Source organism: Vibrio sp. sp1, from assembly GCF_016920955.1.
GTDB lineage: Bacteria > Pseudomonadota > Gammaproteobacteria > Enterobacterales > Vibrionaceae > Vibrio > Vibrio alginolyticus.
Map to the genome: position 1 here is coordinate 831,418 of NZ_CP060590.1, position 21,535 is coordinate 852,952.

Genomic DNA, 21,535 nt, shown 5'->3' on the forward strand with positions numbered 1-21,535 from the left:
CCCTTATGTGGATTATCTTTACCCTAAGCGTAGTATGGCTTGGGCAAAAATTGTGTTGATAAGATCTCGAAATTGTTCAAAGTTTTGTTAAAAAGTTAATACGATATAACAACTTGCTGTGAAACTTTCTCTTTGTACTCATTTGGTTAGAAAGCTTGCTTTTTGAACAAAAAAGCCGCTACACTCTGCGCATCATTTCTCTAGGAGATTACGCCAACATGAAGAACTAAACCTGTCATCCATATTTTTACTTATTTTTTGGATCTGCAGGGTTAGTAGGCGTAGCTCACTTTCCGATATTTCTTTGCAACAAGACGACCTTTTGATTTGACGTTTATCGTCGAGCTTTACATAGAGCTTAATGCGTTTGTGCACGCGTTTTGTTGCAATCTCAAATCATAGCTACGGCTGTTGTCCCTGTCATACAGGAGGCAAATTATGCCAGTTTTACAAGCTTTTAATGTTAGCCATCAGTTTGATAATGGCGAGACGCTATTCCAGTCTATTTCTTGTTCCATGACTAAACGACGTGTTGGTTTGGTTGGGCGCAATGGCATCGGTAAGTCGCTTTTGGCTTCCATTTTGGCGGGCGAAACTCAGCCTGCCAGCGGTGTTGTGACTTCTCCCTCTTCTTTCATGATGTATCGCCAGCAGCCGTCTGATTTGCTTTCAGGTCAGCAATCGATCGCCCAGTTTCTGGGAACAGACTCGGTCTTACATGCTTTGAAGCAGATTGAACAAGGTGATGTTTCTGAGCATTGGTTCGAACTGGTTGGCGAACAGTGGGATATTGAACAGAAACTCAAACAGCAGCTTGCTGCGATGGGCTTGCCGCAAGACCCTGATTTCTCTTGTGCTCGGCTCAGTGGGGGGCAGTTGGCGCGTTTGCAGTTATGGCAATTGTTTGAAAACGAAGCGGAGCTTTTGATTCTCGATGAGCCATCCAATCACCTCGATACCGAGGCGAAACAATGGTTGATAGAGTCTATGAGGCATTTCGGTGGCGCGATTTTACTCATCAGTCACGATCGCGATCTGCTTCGAGCAATGGAGGAAATTTGGGAACTCTCGGGCCTAGGCTTACAGGTTTTTGGTGGAAATTACGATGTGTATGCCGAGCAAAAACGCACTGAGTTACAAGCGGTCGAAAGGCAGTTAGCGCAGGTCGATAAACACAAAAAACGGTTAGCTGAGCAAGCCCAGAAAAATCGCGAAAAAGCAGACCAACGCGCCGCGCAAGGGAACAAACTGCGCAAAGACGGCAGTCAGCCCAAAATTTTGCTTGATGGCAAAAAGGATAGCGCGACCGCCAGCGCCTCAAATCGCAATAAGAATGAGCAACTCAGACAAGCGCATTTACAAGCCAAAGAGCGGGCGTTGCAATCGCGACATGAGCAGCTCAAAGCGCAAAAGTTTTATCTTGCAGATAATCCGAACCGTTCGAGAAAAGTGTTGTCGATACAAGAAGGTATATTGCCTTTTGGGGATTCTACTCCTATCACTTTGCAGATTTTTGCGAACGATAAAGTCCATCTCAAAGGGAAAAATGGCTGCGGAAAGTCAACCTTGTTAAAGACGTTGCTTGGCGAGTTATCATTGCAGAGTGGTGAGTTGCAAGTGAATACGCCTTTGTATTATCTCGACCAACATTTTGGTGCAGTGAATCCAAATCTTTCGTTACTTGAGAACGTAATGGAGAGCTGCCAAGAGATGACGGAAAGTGAAGCGAGGACCTTATTGGCCGGGATCGGTTTTCGTCGAGATGCAGTGTTTCGATTGGGGCGCCTACTGAGCGGTGGCGAGAAGATGAAGCTCGCTATGCTGATAGTCAGCCACCAAAATTCTCAGCCTTTGCTGCTGCTTGATGAACCAGATAACCATCTCGACCTCGAGTCAAAAATAATGCTTAGTCAGGCGTTAAATGTATACAAAGGTGGATTTGTTCTGATTAGTCACGACCAAGATTTCGCTTCTGAGTCTGGGGTTTTGCGCCAAATCGAGCTGACTTAGACGAAAGAGAGTAAACGCCATCGTGGCTCTTCAGTATTGTTCCCAAGTTCTACACTTCCACTTACTAGTTTGTAGAACTGGAAGGAAATGAGGGAGTTAGGATGGCTTTCACAACTCGTTTAATGAAATTAGATTCATTTTGTCGATATATAGTAGAGTTCTGATGTATTGCACAAAAAGACAACAGAAAAATAAAAAGGAATTTCATGAAAAAGAACACCCTAGCACTCACAACGGCTCTCGTACTCGGAAGTGTGTTGTCTGTGGCGTATGCAAATGAAGCGGCGCAATCGTCGGTTGAACAGGTAACCCCGAAAACCATCACGTATCCAACCACACAAAAAGTGGATATTGTCGATGACTACTTTGGTACAAAAGTGAGTGATCCTTATCGCTGGTTGGAAGACGATCTCAGCCCAGAAACCGCAGAATGGGTGAAGGCGCAAAATGCAGTGACGTTTGATTATCTGTCGAAAATCCCTTACCGCGAGCAGATTGAAGAGCGCATCACTAAGCTCATGGATTACGAAAAACAAAGCCAGCCGTTCAAAGAGGGTAAGTTCACTTACTTCTACAAAAATGACGGGTTACAAAACCAAGACGTGCTTTATCGGCAGCTAGGTGATGGTGAAGCAGAAATTTTCCTCGATCCAAATACTTTTAGTGAAGATGGCACCACATCGTTAGCGGGAGTGAGCTTTTCACGAGATGGATCTTTGGTTGCATACAGCATTTCGGAAGGCGGTAGCGATTGGCGCAAAGTCATTGTGTTAGACACAGAAACCAAAAAGCCCGTCGGCGAAACGCTGGTGGATATTAAGTTCAGCGGCATCAGTTGGCTCGGCAATCAAGGTTTCTATTACTCAAGTTATGACAAGCCAAAAGGGAGTGAACTTTCCGCGAAGACAGACCAACACAAGCTCTACTTTCATAAACTTGGAACGAAACAAAGTGAAGACCAGCTGATTTTTGGCGGCTTTGAGGAAGAGAAATACCGTTATGTTGGCGGCTATACGTCGGATGATGAACGCTACTTGTTTATCTCAGCCAGCGTATCGACGTCGGGCAACAAACTGTTCTTTAAAGATCTGAGTAAGCCAAACAGCCCGCTTAAAACCATTTTAGATAACACCAGCTCTGATACTTGGGTGATAGACAACCAAGGCACGAAACTGTACTTGGTTACGAACCTTAATGCGCCGAACAAACGCGTCGTGACGGTGGATGCAAGTCAGCCGCAGCCCAAAAACTGGAAAGATTTGATTCCTGAAACAAAGAACGTGTTACGTGTTTCTACCGCGGGTGGCAATTTGTTTGCGAGCTATATTGTTGATGCGATCTCGATGGTGAAGCAATACGACATGAACGGCAAACTCATCCGAGAAATCAAATTGCCTGATATTGGCAGCGCATACGGTTTCTCGGGGAAAAAAGAAGAAACCGAAGTCTACTATTCTTTCACCAACTACAAGATGCCAAGCACTACCTATCGTCTGAACATCAAAGACGGTGATAGCGAGGTGTACTACAAATCTAAAGCGCCATTTGACCCTGTTTTGTATGAATCTCGCCAGGTGTTTTACACCTCAAAAGACGGAACAAAAGTGCCGATGATCATCACCTATAAAAAAGGGACACCGATGGACGGCAGTGCACCAACCATCCTATATGGTTATGGCGGTTTCAACATTAGCCTCACGCCATCTTTTAGCCCGACACGTGCGGCTTGGTTAGAGCTTGGTGGTGTTTACGCGGTAGCGAACATTCGTGGTGGTGGGGAGTATGGTAAAGAGTGGCACAACGCTGGCATTCAAATGCAAAAGCAAAATGTGTTTGATGACTTTATTGCTGCGGCTGAATTCCTAATTGATGAAGAGGTAACGTCATCAAACAAGTTAGCCATTAACGGTGGATCGAATGGTGGCTTGTTAGTGGGGGCCGTTATGACGCAACGTCCAGAGCTGTTTAAAGTGGCGCTGCCAGCAGTCGGCGTACTGGATATGCTGCGTTACCATACTTTTACCGCAGGTGCTGGTTGGGCGTATGACTACGGCACGGCAGAGCAAAGTAAAGAGATATTCCAATATCTGAAAAGTTATTCGCCGGTACACAATGTAAAAGCAGGGGTGGAATACCCAGCAACATTGATTACAACGGGTGATCATGATGACCGTGTTGTTCCTGCTCACTCATACAAATTTGCTGCTGAGTTGCAATCGAAGCAAGCGGGTTCAAATCCGACCTTAATTCGCATCGAAACCAATGCAGGACATGGTGCAGGCACACCAACGCGTAAAATAATTGAGACAAATGTAGATATTTATAGTTTTGCACTGTTCAATATGGGAATAGAGAAACTGCAATAGTGCGAATTGTTTGCGTTTTAGTTATCGAAACGCATCGGCGCTTTATCGCTCGATAATAAAAGGGAATCACAGAGAGTGATTCCCTTTTTATTTATTATAGGCCTACTATTCTAATCTGATGCTAGGCTAATCAAACTAAGGTTTTTTAAATTATTATAATGTTCTAATTAATCTGAAGAGTGTTGTACGATCGAAATGAAACATTGATCGCGATCACCTAAATCCATTGCACTCTCTATTTATATGGTAAAATTAATTAATCATTCGTTCTAATGATAATTGAATTTTCATAAGTTTTAATATTTCCTTCTTCATTGTTATTACCAAATTTCAAGTTATATAAGATATAAGTAGCGGTGATTGAACTTTTACGATGCTTTATTTTATTTTAATTAAAACGTCGAATGTTTCGTCATTATTGAATTTGCTTTGATAATTTATGTTATCCAAAGCGAGTTGTGTTGCTTGCTATTTATGATGACCTCATGACGTGAATAATTTTATAATCATTAAAATGGATACAGTTTTATGAATTTAGTGAAACCGTCTGTTGCCATTGTGGTTGCAGCCCTACAACTCGCGTCTTCTGCCTATGCGCAGACAAACAATAACGAAGAACTTCAAGATATGTCTGACCCACTTGCGGTATACACCCAAGCTGGCTTTGGTATTACTGATAAAGGCGCGAACATCAAAATCGGTCAAACTTACCAATCTAGCCAGCCTGGTACCATGGCGATGAACATCATTGAAATGAAAGGCATTGGTGGTGAGCTATTTGGCATTCGCGACAATGATGATCCAATATATGCCAACGTTGATGACAGCATTGACTCTTTCCGACTACGTAATTTCCAAGTAGAAGTCGCAAAAGGTCTAGGCCGTCAATTGGATGTAAACTACGATGTTGATAACGATAAATTAGATGCATCTTACAGCTTTATTCAAGGCCTACCTAAGTTTGGTATGTTGCAGCTATTTCCTTTGGCTGGTGCGGGTGTCACTATTGCTAATGATTTTAGTGGTGATGGCAAAGGTTATGAAATTCCAGGTACTTTCACTGTTGTCGGTATGTACTCAAAAATTGAATTAACCGATAAAATCTGGATTAACTACAACCCAATGTATATGCATACATTATCAGGGTCTAGTCAATATAAAGATACTTATTACGCGGGTGAAGATAATATCTTAACTCATGAGTTTGCGTTGTCTTATCAAATTAATCCTCGCGCAAATATTCGTTACTTTGCAAACTGGAATGAGCACGTTAATTTCGGTGATGGTGATCACCGTATCGAATTTAACTACCAATTCTAACTCCCTCGTTTATTTCCAGAATAGAAAGTGCGTTTATCCATATATTTAAATATTTAGGCTAGGGCACTTTCTACATAAAGTAGGTTTATCATGAAAGCCAAATATAAATTTTCGTTGGTATCTATTGCTATATCTTCTGCATTACTATCAGGATGCAAAACTGGCGATATCGCAACGAAAACTGCCCAAGCACCCTCTGTTGAAACCGTTACCCTAACCGAAACAAAAATCACTCCTTATCATACTTTTATCGGTCGAACTGAAGCGGTAAATGACGTTGATATTATGCCGCGAGTCGGTGGCGAATTAACCGCGATTCATTTTAAAGATGGCGATATGGTCGAAAAAGGCCAATTGTTGTTTGAAATCGACGACCGTCCTTACAAAGCGGCACTGGCGTATGCAAAAGCGTCGTTGCAAAAAGCAAAAGCACAACTCGTTCAAACTACGCGTGATGCAGAACGTGTGAAGAAACTCATCAAAGATAAAAGCATCAGTGAGCAGCAATACGATGACGCCATTGCTGCGCACGCCGCAGCGATTGCTTCGGTAGAAGAGGCGAAAGCGACGCTGGTTTCAGCAAGGCTCGATCTTGAATTTAGCTCTGTGCGCGCTCCTTTCTCTGGCCGCGTGGGTTTCAGCAACTTCCGAGTGGGTGACCGTATTTCGAAAATTCAAATCGTTCCTCTTGTTTCGATCACTCAAGTAGACCCAATTCGCTTTGGCTTTGATGTGGATGAGAAGCTCTACCGCCGAGTAAGAAGTGCCATTGATGTGGCTCATCGTAACGATGACAAACTGGATGTTGATTTAACACTGACGCTTTCAGACGGTTCATTGTATCCGCTTGATGGCAAGATCTACGCCGTTGGCAATAAGATCGATTTAGAAACAGGCTCAATTCGAGCAGAAGCACAATTCGATAATCCAACTTACGCGCTTATGCCGGGTGAATATGGCAACTTGACCATCAAGCTGCGCAACAAAACCATTGATGGTTTGCTTATCCCATCGGCGGCTGTTCAACAAGACCAAGCGGGTGACTACGTCATGGTGGTTGGTGATGATCACGTGGTGTCTCGTCGTAACGTTGAACTCGGTCAGACCTACGGTGTGAAACGTGCTGTGCTGACTGGTTTGGCGGCTAACGAAAAAGTCATCGTCCATGGTCTACAAAAAGTGCGTCCGGGTGCAACGGTGAAAGACGTTGAGCTACAGAGTGAACAAGGCTGAGTGAGTACTGATGTTAAGTAAATTTTTCATTCACCGGCCGAAATTTGCTTTGGTGATCTCACTGGCGATGACATTGATGGGTATGATCGCCCTGAAAGTCTTGCCAATTTCTGAGTATCCTCAAATCTCTCCAACGGTAATTACGGTGAGCACCATGTATCCGGGTGCAAATGCGGACGTGGTTAAAAAGACCGTAGCACAACCGATAGAAGCCAAAGTCAACGGCGTTGAAGACATGATTTACATGTCTTCTGTGATTGGTAACGATGGCTCATACACATTGCGTATTTACTTCCGAGTGGGCGCAGATGGCGATATGGCGCAGGTTCGTGTGAACAACTTGGTGGCACAGGCGACGTCGTCTCTACCACAAGAAGTAAACCAAATCGGTGTGACGGTTAAGAAGAAATCTTCCGACATGCTGGGCGTTATCACACTGCGTTCTCCGAAACAGTCTTACGACAGTATCTACCTTTCTAACTACGCGGATCTCAATATCGTTGAGCGTCTAAAACGTATCGAAGGTATGAGTGACATTACGCTGCTGGGTAAGAAAGACTACTCAATGCGTATTTGGTTGAACCCAAATAAACTGGCTACCTTGAAGCTTTCTGCTAGCGATGTTATTGGCGCAATTAAAACGCAAAACATCCAAGTGGCGGCGGGTAAGATCGGTGGTATGCCAGCTCCGGGTGACCAGCAATATCAATATGTTTTGCAAACCAAAGGCCGCCTCACTTCTGCGGAAGAGTTCGAGAACATCATCATTCGTGCGAGCAAGAAAGGTTCTTTGATTCGCTTGAAAGATGTGGCTCGTGTCGAAGTTGGCGCACAAGGTTACGAAGCTGATGGTCGTATGAATAACGAACCAGCCGCCGTTCTGGCCTTGTACCAGTTGCCGACCGCGAACGCGCTAGACGTGATGGAACGCGTGAAAGAGGCCATGAAAGAGTACGAGAAATCGTTCCCAGATGATTTGGTCTATGACATCGCGTATGACTCTACCGAATACGTAGAGACATCGATTGATGAAGTGTATGAGACGCTGGTGATTGCGGTACTTCTTGTCACCTTCGTTGTGTACGTTTTCTTGCAGAACTGGCGAGCGACCATTATTCCAACCTTAGCGATTCCGGTTTCCATCATTGCGACTTTCGCAATCATGGGCGTGATGGGCATGACCATTAACACGATCTCGTTGTTTGGCTTGATCCTCGCCATCGGTATCGTGGTGGACGATGCGATCATCGTGGTAGAGAACGTGGAGCGGGTTATTCATGAAGAGCATTTAGACCCGATTCCGGCCACTATCCAAGCTATGAAAGAAGTGACGGGGCCAGTATTGGCAACAACGCTTATTTTGTTGGCGGTATTCGTACCGGTTGCGCTATTGCCGGGTATTTCTGGTCGAATGTTCAACCAGTTCGCGGTCACCATCTGTGTATCGGTGCTGATCTCTGCGATCAACGCATTGACGTTAACGCCAGCGCTTTGTGCGTTGATGTTGAAATCTACTCACTCGCAACCTATTGCGCCTTTGCGTGCGTTTAACCGAGGTTTTGAAGCAATAACGCGCAAATACCAAGGTTTAGTTGGCTTCTTGAGCCGTCGTATTGTGCTGAGTATCGGTGTTTATGGCGCGCTTATTGCGGTGCTGGCATTTGCGTTCATGACCGTACCTTCTTCTTTCGTACCGAACGAAGATAAAGGCGTGTTCATGGTCGAAATGCGTTTGCCAGACGCAGCAGCATTGCAGCGTACTGCACCATTAATGAAGAAGTACGTTGATGAGCTAAAACAGATGGAAGGTGTGGAGAACGTGGTTTCGGTTGCGGGCTTCTCGGTAATTAACATGGCGTCGATTCCAAACTCGGGCATGTTGATCATCAAACTGGATAACTGGAGCAAACGTAAAGACCCTGAGCTACACCAACGTGCGTTGATGAACAAAGTTAACAAAATGCTGAACTCAACGCCAGATGCCGCTTCGTTCGTTTTCGCGACGCCGGCAATCAAAGGCATGGGTGCGGTGGATGGTTTCAACCTTGTGCTGCAAGACAACTTGGGCCGTTCTCCACAAGAGTTGGCAAAAACAACCGCTGATTTTGTTGCCCAAATCAATCAACTGCCTGAAGTGGCGCGTGCGTTCTCGATTTTCCGTGCGAACATTCCGCAACGTTACATCGATATTGACCGCGATAAAGCGATTTCGATGGGCGTACCGTTGAATGAAATCTTCAGCACACTGCAAGCGCAGTTGGGCGGTGCCTACATTTCTGACTTCAACTTGTTTGGTCGTTCGTACCAAGTGAAAGTGCAAGCAGAAGAGCAATACCGTGACAATATCGACGACATCAACCATCTGTTTGTTCGCTCAAGCTCTGGAAAAATGGTGTCACTGGCAACGCTAGTGAAAGTGAAGCCGATCTTCGGCCCAGATACCTTGTCGAACTACAACATGTTCAGTTCTGCAACCGTGAACGGTGCGCCAGCGCCAGGTTACAGCTCGGGTGATGTTGTAAAAGCCATTGAAAAACTGGCTGCGGAATCTTTGCCAAGTGGTTACTCATACGAGTGGTCAGGCATGACTTACCAAGAGATGAAAGCAGGCAACATGGCACCAATCGCGTTCGCATTGTCTTTGCTGTTCACCTACTTGTTCTTGGTGGCTCAGTACGAAAGTTGGACCATTCCTGCTGCGGTAATGATGGCGGTTCCAGTCGCGATTCTCGGCGCAATGGGCACGCTATTGCTGGTGGGACAACCGTTCGACTTGTACGTGCAGATTGGTGTGGTCATCTTGATCGGTATGTCCGCCAAAGTGGCGATTCTTATCGTGGAATTTGCCAAAGTTCTGCGAGAAGAAAAGGGCTTATCCATCATTGATGCTGCCAAAGAAGCTGCTCGAGTCCGTTTCCGTGCAGTACAGATGACCGCATTCGCCTTCATCTGGGGGGTATTCCCGTTGGTGATTGCATCGGGTGCCGGTGCGGCATCTCGTCACTCACTGGGCTTTGCGGTATTCGGCGGCATGATTCTCTCTACGTTTGTTGGCACGTTACTGACGCCAGTGTTCTTCGTGATGATGCAATCTCTGCGCGAGAAGTTTAAGCGAAAGAAACCCACTGAACTTGAGGTGAGCGAGCAATAACGCTGATTTCAACTGACTGACTCCACAACACCCCCACGCTGTGTGCGATTGGCCAATGCCTTTCATTGATATACAACCACCGTCGCAGCGTGGGTTCCCCAAACAATAATAGGTTTTAGCATGAAAAATCTTTCAAAAATCGTCGTAGCGAGCTCTCTACTGACGTGTGCTGCTGCGCAAGCGGGTGGGTTATACCTTTACGAAACAACTGCATCGGATATTGGTTTGGCATCCGCTGGTATGGCGGCTCGTGCGCAAGATGCCTCAGTAATGGCAGCAAACCCGGCTGGTCTGGCGAATGTTTCTGGTAAATCTTTCTCTGGTAACCTGATTGGCCTTTACGGTGACGCGCAACTAGACACGATGACTGGCGATGCGGGCAACGTGATTGGTTTTGTTCCTATGGCGTCGGCATTTTACAGCCAACAAGTAAACGACAAATGGACGCTGGGTATTGGTCTGTATGGCAACTACGGCCTTGGCCTCGAGTACGAAGGTCTTTTGGATAATCATTTAGATATTCCTACAGCAACGACGCAAGCCTTAACCATTCAACCTTCCGCTTCTTACCGCATCAATGATCACTGGTCTGTGGGTGCGGCGCTTGGTATTCAGTACGGTATGTATGAAGTGGAAACGAAGGGAGTCTTGAACTTCAATGACGAAGACCAAGATACTCAGGTCAACGGCCGAGTAGGTGTGCTTTATGAGGCAACATCAGGCACGCGTCTTGGTCTGTCTTACTCTTCTGAAGCCGAATTTGAATTCGACAAGAGTAACTCCATTGCTCCACAACAACTGATCTTCAGTGCTTACCACGAAGTGAATGATGACCTAGCGGTGATGTGGAACGTGAACTGGCAAGACTGGAGCGAATACACAACCACGCTGAACGTAGAGACACAAGACACTTACCAAATCGCATTAGGTACTCAGTACAAACTGAATGAAAAAATGATGTGGAATGCAGGTTTTGCATTCGATACCAGCATGTATGAAAGTCAATCAAACGGTGACATTACCGTTCCTACTGGCAAGGCGTACCGCATTGGTACAGGCATTGATTACAAATTGGATTCAGAAAACTCAATTGGTTTCGCGTTGGAAGCGATCTTGATGGAATCGTCGGAAACGCCACGCTTACAAGCTGGCTTTGATGAGCCTGCTCTGTACTTCATGAGCATGAGCTACAACTGGAAAAACTAATCATTCCTAATCGCTAAAACGCCTTCCTTACAGGCCATTCCACCCTAACTACCTGCACTGGATGCTGTCACACCATCTAAGGTAGTTAGGGCGCTTCTGTCACATCCAGTGAGTGATGATTCAAAAAGTCTCTGCGCAGCTAAGTGCGGGTATTCAACATCTCAAAGGACTGAAAAATGAAAAATAAACTAGCGTTAGTGTGTACGACTTTGTTGGTCAGTACGCTGGCTCATGGTGCCGAGCATCGAGTAAAAGACAATAAAAACAAGTTGGCGGATGACCCAACAAAAGTCATCACGAAATTTGGCGCCTCATACGCAAACAACTACGATTTTGATGATCAAAACATCTCATTCTCGGGCTCACTTGCGCTTGACCAAGCGCGCAAAATCAACCTGCGTATCAATGATGATGCGAGCGAGTGGCGTATTGGTGGCTCGTGGTTGTTTCCGGTCGGTATCGTGAACTTCAACTTCGGTAAAAATGAATACGTAAACGGCGCGGATCAAACCAACTACAGCGTTGGTACCTTTATGCCGCTAAGTTATTTCGGGATTGAGCCAGCAGGCTTCCAAATTTTCCCAATGGCAGGCTATACGTACAACACTGGTGATGTTCCTGTTTGTGACGGTGCAGAAAGTAGTCTCTGTAGCGAGCCTAACTTTACGGGTACGCCAAGTGCAGAGAATGGCTTCAATATGATGAGCTCTTCAGGCAGTACCGGTTACGTTGGTGCATTTGCGCTGAAATCGTTTACCAAAGAGCTGACGTTAATCAGCTTCGCAGCAGGCACTTACGGCTCAGAAAACAGTGAAGGAGAGAACTACAAAGGCTTCTTTGGTGGTATTGGTCTTGGTTACCTCGTGAGCAAACGCCACTCTTTTAACGTAATGACGTTTGTCATGGACAACAACACCTATTTGGATGAAGCAGACAAGCGCATCGTATTATCATATCAATATCAATTTGAATAAATAAAAACGCAGCCCAAATAGCTGCGTTTTTACTTTGATAGAATGAACTAGTGAATTGAGTTGTTTTCTTCGATCTTTTTCTGGTATTGGTGTTTTAATATATACATGCGCTTAACATCGCTGTAAGCGCCGTTAATAAAGTATTCTTCTACAAGGTGACCTTCTTCGATAAAGCCGCATTTTTTGTATAAGTGAATAGCGACTTCGTTATCCACTGCGACTAATAAGTAGATTTTACGTAGATTAAGAATTGAGAATGAGTAATCTAACGCACGATTAATCATCTCTGTCGCATAACCTCTGCCTTGATGCTCTGGGGCGATGATTATCTGAAATTCCGCGCTGCGGTGAATGTAGTTAATCTCGATCAGCTCAACTAAGCCAATTACGATGCCGTCTTCATCTTCGACGACAAAACGCCTTTCAGCGTCATCATGTATATGTTTTCGATAAAGTTCTTCGAGCTCGTCATAAGACTCGTAAGGTTCTTCGAACCAGTAGGCCATGATATTTCGGTTGTTATTCAGTTCATGAATAAAGCGCAAATCAGAACGCTCTAATGCACGCATTTTTAGGCCTTTCTTCATCATTTTTCTCCAATGAGGGCGGAGAATACCTCCGCACTTGATGCTAGAAAATATTACCGTATTTCACAAGAATAGCGCATCTTTTTTTGGAAAATATCCTGTGATTTTCAATGTGGAAACTTAGAGTTCACGACAAATATAAATTAATCTTTACGATAAAAAACTCGATTAGGTGCTTTGCCTAATATCGTATTAAATACCGCGCAACGACTTAGTGTCTTAATCTAAACAAACAAGGTATTCAATATGTTTTCAATCGGTGACGTAGTAGTAGCGACTAAAGGTATCGATCTTGGCGAAATGGTTGTTACAGGTTTAAGCAGTGGCGGTTTTTACACACATGTAAAAGCAGGCGAAAAAACACTAACTTACCCAGCTAAAGATCTTAAGAAAGCATAATTAAATTTGCTCACTCTTATTTTTAACTGGCTTAAAGTTCGTACTAGTTATTTTAAGCGGGTTAGAATCGATAAAAGGTAGCGCAATGAGTCGCTACCTTTTTTTATTTTTTCTACCTTTCTTCACCAATATGAAACTCAACGCGATTTCTTCCAGTTTCTTTTGCCTTGTAAAGTGCTAAGTCGGCGCGTTTAACTAATGGTTCAAATGAGTCGTCGAGACGACAGACTTGAGTTACCCCAATACTCGCGGTGAAGCTCATATCACAACCTGAATGTTGAACGGTCGTCGTTTCTAGTGCATTACGAATTGTTTCTAATGTGTCTAGAGCTTGCTGTGATGAGCGACTTCTTAATACGATGGCAAACTCTTCACCGCCAACTCTGGCAAGTAAGTCACAATCAAGTAGATGACTTTTAATAGTATTGACTGCATGGATCAGTGATTTATCGCCTGCGTCATGACCAAATCGGTCATTGAGGCTTTTAAAATTGTCGAGATCTAAAATAGCAACATGGAAGTCAATGCCCTGGGTTCGGTATTCATTTAGGCGGCTTTCGATTTGTCGCATGAACTCTCTGCGGTTTGGAATACCTGTTAGATCATCCGTCGTGGCGAGGTGTTCCATTTTCATAATCTGTATATGAAGGGCAATGTTTAAAGCAATCCAATTAGCGATGCACTGAAGCTGTGCCGCTTGTTCGTTTGTGTAAATGTGCGTTTGATGATGCGCAACATTAAGCGTTCCTAGGCAGACTTTACCGTGCATTAAAGGCGCGTCCATACACGTACCCATACCATTGGATGCGAGCATCACACAATCGATCTCATCAGATTGCGTAACATCGTCGCAGATCATCAGTTGTTGCTTTTTGAACACTCGGCCAACAAACGCTTGATGAATGGGCACTAAAAATTCAGCGGGAATCGCTTTACTACCAGAGAAAGAGTAGACCTTTAAATGATCATTGTTTTCATAAAGTGTGATACTCGCACGGTCAGAATTAAATATACGATTTATCCATTCTGCCACCGTATCAAGTACTTGCTGTAGTGTTTCCGATTGAGCTAAAAAGTGAACAAACCCTATCGGCATACATATCGGACTTTCCATGTTTTGCATCGATAAGTCATCAGGGTTAAAAGTTCTTTCAAGTCTCAATAGACATCTCCTTGGCAATGTTGCAAATACCAACAATAAATTACGTGAAGCTATTTTGTAGAAAATGTGCTTCTTGGTAAGAGTATGGTTTAATTATCGCCGTTTGTGTGCATTTGGTTGCTTAATGTGGGCGTTAACTCACCCTAAATAAGTAAATCTTATACCTATTTATAAGTAAGTCATTACTCAATAAGTGGTGTTTTTAAGATGGAAGTACAGAATGAGCCCTTCTGGAAGAGAAGGGCTAGAAAAGGATACAAATAGGGTCAGGTGAGTGATGACTTAATTGTCTTTGTACTTTTGTAAAATCAACTGACTTATCTGCGCAACGAGCTGGTCCCTAGCTTGAAGTGAGAGCTCGGTTTCTGTGACATAAATACTAATGTAAACAGGTCGATGATTTTCCTTCCATATAATCGCGTTAATGCCACGCGAACCATGACCACCCGCACCAGAACGGTCTGCAATAGACCAACCTGTTGGTAATACAGAACGCATTAACGAGTCTGAAACTTTGTTGTCCTGCATCCAGATTTTTAATTGTACACGAGACTCATAAGACAACGTTTCGCCTTCGACCAAAGTTCGAAGAGTGTTTAGTATGGCGTTAGGTGTGGTTGTGTCGCGGCTGTCGCCTGGTGTGGCTTCGTTCAAGCGAGGTTCTATTCTGTCTAGGCGCGTTGCTTTATCTCCAATTGTTCGCAGAAACATTGTTACGGCTTTAGGGCCGCCAATTTCATTTAATACCAAGTTGGCTGCAGTATTATCACTCATTAACATAGCGGCTTCACACGCGTGCTCTATGCGTGTGTTTTGGCCTGCGAGCTTATCCATCACTGGAGACCATACAACGATACTGCGCTCATCGACTTTTGCGGTCGCATTCTTACTTAGCTTACCGCTGTCCATATCACTTAGCATTTTGGCACAAGCTAGGGTTTTGAATGTGCTCATGAGTGGGAAGCGTTCATCGCCACGGTAGTCCCAACGCTCGTCTGCTTGGGTATCCCAAACTGACACCCCAATTCTGCTTGAGGTTTGTTGCTCGAGGAGAGAAATGTCCTCATTCAGTTGGGACGCGTAACTTAGGGTTGAGCAAACCATTAGCCCAGCCAACAAAAATAACTTTTTCATGGATCGTGTTCTTCAATTTTAGTTTTAGTTCGCACCGTAGCGATGTCACGTAAACTATAACGAGCCAATACTCTAAACACTGTTAAATCTATGTCTATTTTATGTAGGATTCTTTGCAATACGCTTATACGGTCTCAATATGAGGAGAAGAGTGTTGCTATCAAGGCCCGTAGTTTGGCTTATATATTACGTCGGTGATTCGGTCATAAAAATATCTTAGCGTGAGACACTGGCTCAGAATTTCTTATCATGAGCTAACGAATAGTTTGATCCAGAGAAATAAAAGGAGCTGAATCATCAGCTCCTTTGTCTAGTTGGATAATTACTTACAGTTCAATCTTTTTAACCATGCCCGATTCTGCATGGCCCGGAATGTTGCACGCGAACTCAACCTTGTTGTCACCGTGGAAGTGCCACAGTAATTGCTTCGCTTTACCTGGTTCTACCGTAACTGCGTTGCCTGAGTCATGCATGTGATCGCCACTCATTGTCTTCATCATTTCGCGATGTTCTAGCTGCTCTTTAGCCGAACCAATCGTAAACTCGTGGTTGATCTTACCTGTGTTCATGACTACAAACTGCACCACATCGTTTGGCTCAATCTTAACGTCTTTCTTGAACTTGATGGTCATGTCATCACCCAAGATAACGTGTACCACTTTGTCTGGCTTTGCCCCTTTTGCTGGCATACCAACAGTCGACATGCCCGGCATATCCATCATGTTTGAATGGTCCATTTTACTGTGGTCCATCTTCATGCTGCCGTGGTCCATATTTTCATGCTTCATGTTGCTATGATCCATGTTCGCGTGATCCATGTTTGAATGATCCATTTGGGCAAACGCAGTCGTTGTTGTTAGGGCTATAGCAAGAGTGATTAGTGTCTTTTTCATTTTTATATCCTTGTTTTAATTCATTAATAACTTGGTTGCTTCCCCTCAAAACGACATGTTTGAGGGGAAGGTAGGGATTAAGCGTTGTTGTTTACATCACTAGCTTGGTGATTAGTTGCATTGCTTTGGCGCAACTCGCGTTGTTTCCACAGCTTGAAGATGGCTGGAAGTACCAACAGCGTCAGCAGCAGTGCTGATGCCATACCACCAATCATTGGTGCGGCGATACGTTGCATTACTTCTGATCCTGTACCTTCGCCGTACATGATCGGAATCAGACCAATAATGACCGTTAGTACCGTCATCATTACTGGGCGAACACGCAGGCCTGCACCTTCACGAATGGCATCGGTTAAGTCTTTCGCCTCAAGCTTCTGTTGGCTCTCTTCCGCATCCAGCTTTTTGTAGTGCCATGCTTGGTTGAGGTAGACGAGCATGATGACCCCAATTTCAACCGCGACGCCTGCGAGGGCAATAAAGCCGACCCCAACAGCAATCGAGAAGTTGTAGTTGAGGATATGCATGAGCCACAAACCACCAACCATAGCGAGTGGTAGCGTAAGCATGATGATCATCACTTCGCCAACGCGACGGAAGCTGAAGTAAAGCAGCAGCATAATAATGGCGATGGTGATTGGTACCACGACACTCAAGCGGTCTTTCGCACGTTCCATGTATTCGTATTGACCAGACCAAGCCAGTGAGTAACCCGCAGGAAGTTCCAATTGATCAGCCACGACTTGCTGTGCTTCCACGACGTAAGAGCCAAGGTCACGACCATCGATGTCGACAAATACCCAGCCGTTTGGACGCGCGTTTTCCGTCTTGATCATCGGAGGGCCGTCTTCGTAACGAATGTCCGCTACATCAGCCAGCGCAATACGAGCACCATTTGGTGTGACTAATGGTAGGTTTTGCAGTTTAACCACTGAATCACGGTAGTCTTGTGGGTAACGAACGTTGATTGGGTAACGCTCCAAGCCTTCGATGGTTTCACCCACATTCATGCCGCCAACCGCGGTGGAGATCACCTGCTGAACGTCTTTGATGCTTAAGCCATAACGCGCTGCGGCACGACGTTTAATGTCGATCGTGACATAACGACCACCTGCTACACGTTCTGCGTAAACCGATGCCGTGCCTTGTACGCCATTAAGAATGGGCTCTAGCTGAGAACCGATCTTCTCAATCACTTTCAGATCAGGTCCGGCGATCTTAATGCCGATAGGGGTTTTGATGCCCGTTGCCAACATGTCGATACGCGTTTTGATCGGCATTACCCAAGCGTTAGTAAGACCAGGGAACTGAACCAGCTTGTCGAACTCTTTGCGCAGTGACTCGGTTGTTACCCCTTCACGCCATTGGTCCCGTGGCTTCAACTGAATCACGGTTTCAATCATGGTGAGTGGCGCTGGATCGGTTGCGGTCTCAGCTCGGCCAATTTTGCCCCATACGGTTTTCACTTCTGGAACGGTTTTGATCAGCTTGTTGGTTTGTTGTAGAAGCTCGCGCGCTTTACCAATTGAGATACCCGGATAGGTCGTTGGCATGTACATTAAGTCGCCTTCATCCAGCGGCGGGATGAATTCGCTACCCAGTTTACTGGTTGGGTAGTAAGCCGATGCCGTCAGACCTAATGCGATAACAATCATGGTCTTAGGGTATTTTAAGCTTGTGTTCAACAACGGGCGGTACAACGCGACCAAGCCACGGTTAACTGGGTTTTTGTGTTCCGGTAATACCTTACCGCGAATGAAGTAGCCCATAAGAACAGGGACGAGTGTGATTGCCAAACTTGCTGCCGCTGCCATGGCGTAAGTCTTAGTGAACGCAAGCGGCGAGAACATCTTGCCTTCTTGGCCTTCTAAGGCGAACACCGGTACGAAGCTAAGAGTAATGATCAGCAACGAGAAGAACAGCGGTGCGCCAACCTCTTCTGCGGCTTTGCCAATTACTTGCCACCGGTTCTTGTCGGTCAGTGGCGTTCGTTCAATGTGCTTATGAACGTTTTCAATCATCACGATTGCCCCATCCACCATGGCACCGATGGCAATCGCAATACCACCCAAGGACATGATGTTGGCATTGATGCCTTGCCAATGCATCACGATAAACGCAGTGAGAATGCCGACCGGTAGGCTCAGAGCGATAACCAACGAAGAACGAATGTGGAACAGGAACAACGCACACACAATCGCAACGACGATGAACTCTTCTGCAAGCTTCTTCCATAGGTTTTCTACCGCTGAATCGATAAGGGTAGAGCGATCGTAAGTTGCAACAATTTCCACGCCTTCTGGCAGGCTGCGTTGTAGGTCTGCGAGTTTGTCTTTGACTTTCGCAATCACTTCACTGGCGTTTTCACCAAAGCGCATCACGATAACGCCACCTACCGCTTCACCTTCGCCATTCAGCTCTGAGATACCACGGCGCATTTGTGGGCCAAGGTTAATGTCTGCGATATCACCTAATAGCAACGGCGTGCCTTTCTCGGTGACTTTTAGCGGCAGCGATTTTATGTCTTCAATGCTGGTTAGGTAACCCGTGGTACGAACCATGTGCTCGGCTTCAGCCACTTCGATAACAGACGCGCCGGTTTCTTGGTTACCGTTTTGGATTGCCATGTTCACTTGTTGCAGAGTGAGGTTGTACGCACGCAGTTTGGCAGGGTCAATCTGCACTTGATACTGCTTCACCATACCGCCCACGGTCGCGACTTCAGAAACGCCATCAACGGTTTGCAACTCGTACTTCAAGAACCAGTCTTGCAGGCTGCGAAGATCCGCCAAATCATGCTTGCCGGTTTTGTCTTGTAATACGTAGCTGTAAACCCAGCCCACGCCCGTTGCATCAGGACCTAAGGTTGGTTTTGCGTTCGATGGTAGCTTTGGTGCTACTTGGCTTAAGTACTCCAACACGCGTGAACGTGCCCAGTACATGTCGGTATCATCGTTGAAAATAATATAAACGTAAGAGTCACCAAAGAAGGAGTAGCCACGAACTGTCTCAGCACCCGGCACGGCAAGCATGGCGGTGGTGAGCGGGTAAGTAACTTGATCCTCGACGACTTGAGGAGCTTGACCCGGATAGCTTGTCTTGATGATCACTTGCACATCAGAAAGATCCGGAATCGCATCAACAGGCGTATTCTTTACACTGTAAAGTCCGCCTAATACAAGGGCTAAGGTCGCGACCAACACTAGGAATCGGTTGCTCAGTGACCAACGAATAATAGCATTGATCATAATTAACCCTCGACGGCTGCTGTTGCAGGAACTAGCTGTTTAAGAACGTAGTCAGATCCTTGTTTTTCAACTAGAAACCGAACTTTCTGTCCTTCTTCAAAACCCGTTAGATCAACGTCTTCACCCACAGAGAAGTTCATCTCACCCGCATCCCAGTTCCATTCTGCAACCGGTAGGTGGTTTAAGGTGATCATGCCAAAATCAGCCATCAGCATTGTGATGTCACCAGTCAGCCAAACTTCTGCGGCAATGACGCTGTTGTCTGCCTTATAGTCAACGATTTGGTACTGACCAGATTCTGTTTTCTGCATTTCAAATTCGATAGCCTGACCTTTTTTCAAGTCACCCATCTCGACGCCATCTGCGAAAGTGAAGTTCATTACCATGCCCGGCCAATCCCATTCTGGTACAGGTTGGTGGTTGATGGTCAGCATTCGGTGATCTTTCATCACATCCGTGATCTCACCTTTAGCCCATGCTGTTTCTGCCGCTGCTTCTACACCATTGATGCGAGACAGATCCGCCGACTGGCTTGATTCAGAATCGAGCATGAAGTGAGATGAAGTAACGATCTTATCGCCTTGTTTAAGTCCTTGTAATACTTCGATTTGTTCGCCAGCTTCACGGCCAACTTCAATTCGAGCTGAGCGGTATTTGCCATCACCTTCCGCCAGAACAACGCGAGTCATACCGCCAGAGCGAATAACAGATGATTTAGGAATCGTTAATACTGCGTCGTCAGTAACAGGCTGCAAGGCAATATTGGCGAACATGTTTGGCTTCAATGCGCCATCTGGGTTAGGGAATTTAAGGCGCACACGCAACGTACGTGTTTTCGGATCAAGGATTGGGTACACGTAATCGACAACACCTTGCCATTCATTGCCCGGAATCGCGTCAAGGGTCATCGTGGCTTGAGAACCCGCTTTCATCCAGTGCGCTTGACGCTCAAAGACTTCTGCATCAACCCAAACATTGTCCAAAGGACCTGCACTGATCACCGCTTGAGCAGGGGACAAATAGCCACCTTCACGCACGTTTAAGCTCGCGATAACGCCATCAGCAGGCGCTTTGATTTCAATGGTTTGCGATGCTTTACCACTACGAGTAATGGATTTGATTTGAGCGCGGTCAACACCAAGCGTTACCAAGCGTTCGGTCGCGCCTTTTACAAGACCTTTGCGGCCAGTGCGGTACGCATTCAGCAATTCTTCTTGTGCTTTAACCAGTTCTGGAGAGTAGAGCGTGAAAAGCACATCGCCTTTCTTCACTTTCTCACCCACGGCATTGATGTAGAGTTTTTCTACCCAACCCGCCACACGAACGTTCGTTTGCCATAACAGACTTTCATCAAAGGCAATATAGCCAACCGTTTCGATGCGTGGTGATAGCTGTTGCAGTGTCGCGTTTGCGGTTTTAACCCCGAGGTTGTTTTCTACTGAAGGGTCAATAGTCACTGTACCCGGTGCGTCTTGTTCACCGGATAGGTCTTCTGCGTAAACCGGAATCAAATCCATGCCCATTGGGGACTTACCCGGCTTGTCGCGTTTGTAATTCGGATCCATTGGGGCAACCCAGTAAAGCGGATCATTAGAGCTTGCAGCAGACTCGCCACCCATCGCACTCATGTCATGAGCCGAGCCCGCAAGAAAATGATTAGCACCAAACCCTAAAGCACCACCAACAATCAGCGCGATGGTTGCAACTTGTAATGTTTTCATTGTTTTACCTTATTTTCCCCTTCACATTTGACGCTACAGCGTTGTTGCCTGCTCTCGTTCACCCAAGTCACATAGCAGATCCCTTAGTTTGTTAGGGAAAGTGCTCATGGGATTCTCTCGTTTGCCGCCTAGCT

General features: G+C 45.6%; 14 protein-coding genes. 8 read left to right on the forward strand and 6 right to left on the reverse strand.

What is annotated here, in order from left to right; all coding sequences use genetic code 11:
* Nucleotides 1-438 precede the first annotated feature (438 nt).
* The 7 genes from H9L11_RS19230 (at nucleotide 439) to H9L11_RS19260 (ending at nucleotide 12,260) form a co-directional block, all read left to right on the forward strand.
* Complete coding sequence (locus H9L11_RS19230) at nucleotides 439-2,010, forward strand: ATP-binding cassette domain-containing protein (RefSeq protein ID WP_085569317.1); 1,572 nt, start codon at nucleotides 439-441, stop codon at nucleotides 2,008-2,010.
* Between the two features lie 206 nt (nucleotides 2,011-2,216).
* Entirely contained in the window at nucleotides 2,217-4,376 is a 2,160-nt protein-coding gene (locus H9L11_RS19235) for a prolyl oligopeptidase family serine peptidase (protein ID WP_205391402.1), read from the forward strand.
* A 528-nt stretch (nucleotides 4,377-4,904) separates the two neighbouring features.
* Nucleotides 4,905-5,696, forward strand: coding sequence for a hypothetical protein (locus H9L11_RS19240; RefSeq protein WP_205391403.1), 792 nt, complete (start codon nucleotides 4,905-4,907; stop codon nucleotides 5,694-5,696).
* Nucleotides 5,697-5,786: 90 nt separating this feature from the next.
* Nucleotides 5,787-6,929 (forward strand): efflux RND transporter periplasmic adaptor subunit VmeP, encoded by a 1,143-nt coding sequence (vmeP, locus tag H9L11_RS19245; protein ID WP_205391404.1) that lies wholly within the window; start codon nucleotides 5,787-5,789, stop codon nucleotides 6,927-6,929.
* Nucleotides 6,930-6,939: 10 nt separating this feature from the next.
* On the forward strand, nucleotides 6,940-10,080 hold the full coding sequence (vmeQ, locus tag H9L11_RS19250; RefSeq protein WP_205391405.1) for an efflux RND transporter permease subunit VmeQ: 3,141 nt from the start codon (nucleotides 6,940-6,942) through the stop codon (nucleotides 10,078-10,080).
* A 120-nt stretch (nucleotides 10,081-10,200) separates the two neighbouring features.
* Nucleotides 10,201-11,286: an outer membrane protein transport protein gene (locus H9L11_RS19255; RefSeq protein ID WP_017635244.1), complete on the forward strand. Its 1,086-nt coding sequence runs from the start codon at nucleotides 10,201-10,203 to the stop codon at nucleotides 11,284-11,286.
* Between the two features lie 176 nt (nucleotides 11,287-11,462).
* The gene (locus H9L11_RS19260; protein WP_205391406.1) at nucleotides 11,463-12,260 is read left to right on the forward strand and encodes a hypothetical protein; all 798 of its coding nucleotides are present in this window, start codon (nucleotides 11,463-11,465) and stop codon (nucleotides 12,258-12,260) included.
* A 47-nt stretch (nucleotides 12,261-12,307) separates the two neighbouring features.
* Here H9L11_RS19260 and speG read toward each other — a convergent pair whose 3' ends face one another.
* Nucleotides 12,308-12,847, reverse strand: a complete 540-nt coding sequence (gene speG, locus H9L11_RS19265; protein WP_005375417.1) for a spermidine N1-acetyltransferase — start codon at nucleotides 12,845-12,847, stop codon at nucleotides 12,308-12,310.
* Between the two features lie 246 nt (nucleotides 12,848-13,093).
* Between speG and H9L11_RS19270 the strand changes: the two genes are divergently transcribed.
* Nucleotides 13,094-13,246: a hypothetical protein gene (locus tag H9L11_RS19270; RefSeq protein ID WP_005375418.1), complete on the forward strand. Its 153-nt coding sequence runs from the start codon at nucleotides 13,094-13,096 to the stop codon at nucleotides 13,244-13,246.
* A 112-nt stretch (nucleotides 13,247-13,358) separates the two neighbouring features.
* On the opposite strand, the gene H9L11_RS19275 is transcribed toward H9L11_RS19270, so the two are convergent.
* The 5 genes from H9L11_RS19275 to H9L11_RS19295 form a co-directional block, all read right to left on the reverse strand.
* Entirely contained in the window at nucleotides 13,359-14,408 is a 1,050-nt protein-coding gene (locus H9L11_RS19275; protein ID WP_053303796.1) for a sensor domain-containing diguanylate cyclase, read from the reverse strand.
* Between the two features lie 282 nt (nucleotides 14,409-14,690).
* Nucleotides 14,691-15,542, reverse strand: a complete 852-nt coding sequence (locus H9L11_RS19280) for a carbenicillin-hydrolyzing class A beta-lactamase CARB-42 (RefSeq protein WP_005375420.1) — start codon at nucleotides 15,540-15,542, stop codon at nucleotides 14,691-14,693.
* Nucleotides 15,543-15,868: 326 nt separating this feature from the next.
* Nucleotides 15,869-16,435 (reverse strand): copper-binding protein, encoded by a 567-nt coding sequence (locus H9L11_RS19285; protein WP_205391407.1) that lies wholly within the window; start codon nucleotides 16,433-16,435, stop codon nucleotides 15,869-15,871.
* Nucleotides 16,436-16,512: 77 nt separating this feature from the next.
* Entirely contained in the window at nucleotides 16,513-19,680 is a 3,168-nt protein-coding gene (locus H9L11_RS19290; protein WP_205391408.1) for an efflux RND transporter permease subunit, read from the reverse strand.
* Nucleotides 19,681-19,682: 2 nt separating this feature from the next.
* Complete coding sequence (locus H9L11_RS19295; protein ID WP_064376775.1) at nucleotides 19,683-21,401, reverse strand: efflux RND transporter periplasmic adaptor subunit; 1,719 nt, start codon at nucleotides 21,399-21,401, stop codon at nucleotides 19,683-19,685.
* Between the last annotated feature and the right edge of the window lie 134 nt (nucleotides 21,402-21,535).

Excerpts from the sequence above, each read along its gene's own strand:
- H9L11_RS19240 (WP_205391403.1), top strand. The coding sequence starts at position 4,905 with ATGAATTTAGTGAAACCGTCTGTTGCCATTGTGGTTGCAGCCCTACAA.
- H9L11_RS19235 (WP_205391402.1), top strand. The coding sequence starts at position 2,217 with ATGAAAAAGAACACCCTAGCACTCACAACGGCTCTCGTACTCGGAAGT.
- H9L11_RS19230 (WP_085569317.1), top strand. The coding sequence starts at position 439 with ATGCCAGTTTTACAAGCTTTTAATGTTAGCCATCAGTTTGATAATGGC.
- vmeQ (WP_205391405.1), top strand. The coding sequence starts at position 6,940 with ATGTTAAGTAAATTTTTCATTCACCGGCCGAAATTTGCTTTGGTGATC.
- H9L11_RS19260 (WP_205391406.1), top strand. The coding sequence starts at position 11,463 with ATGAAAAATAAACTAGCGTTAGTGTGTACGACTTTGTTGGTCAGTACG.
- H9L11_RS19280 (WP_005375420.1), bottom strand. The coding sequence starts at position 15,542 with ATGAAAAAGTTATTTTTGTTGGCTGGGCTAATGGTTTGCTCAACCCTA.
- H9L11_RS19295 (WP_064376775.1), bottom strand. The coding sequence starts at position 21,401 with ATGAAAACATTACAAGTTGCAACCATCGCGCTGATTGTTGGTGGTGCT.
- H9L11_RS19270 (WP_005375418.1), top strand. The coding sequence starts at position 13,094 with ATGTTTTCAATCGGTGACGTAGTAGTAGCGACTAAAGGTATCGATCTT.
- H9L11_RS19290 (WP_205391408.1), bottom strand. The coding sequence starts at position 19,680 with ATGATCAATGCTATTATTCGTTGGTCACTGAGCAACCGATTCCTAGTG.
- speG (WP_005375417.1), bottom strand. The coding sequence starts at position 12,847 with ATGAAGAAAGGCCTAAAAATGCGTGCATTAGAGCGTTCTGATTTGCGC.
- vmeP (WP_205391404.1), top strand. The coding sequence starts at position 5,787 with ATGAAAGCCAAATATAAATTTTCGTTGGTATCTATTGCTATATCTTCT.
- H9L11_RS19285 (WP_205391407.1), bottom strand. The coding sequence starts at position 16,435 with ATGAAAAAGACACTAATCACTCTTGCTATAGCCCTAACAACAACGACT.
- H9L11_RS19255 (WP_017635244.1), top strand. The coding sequence starts at position 10,201 with ATGAAAAATCTTTCAAAAATCGTCGTAGCGAGCTCTCTACTGACGTGT.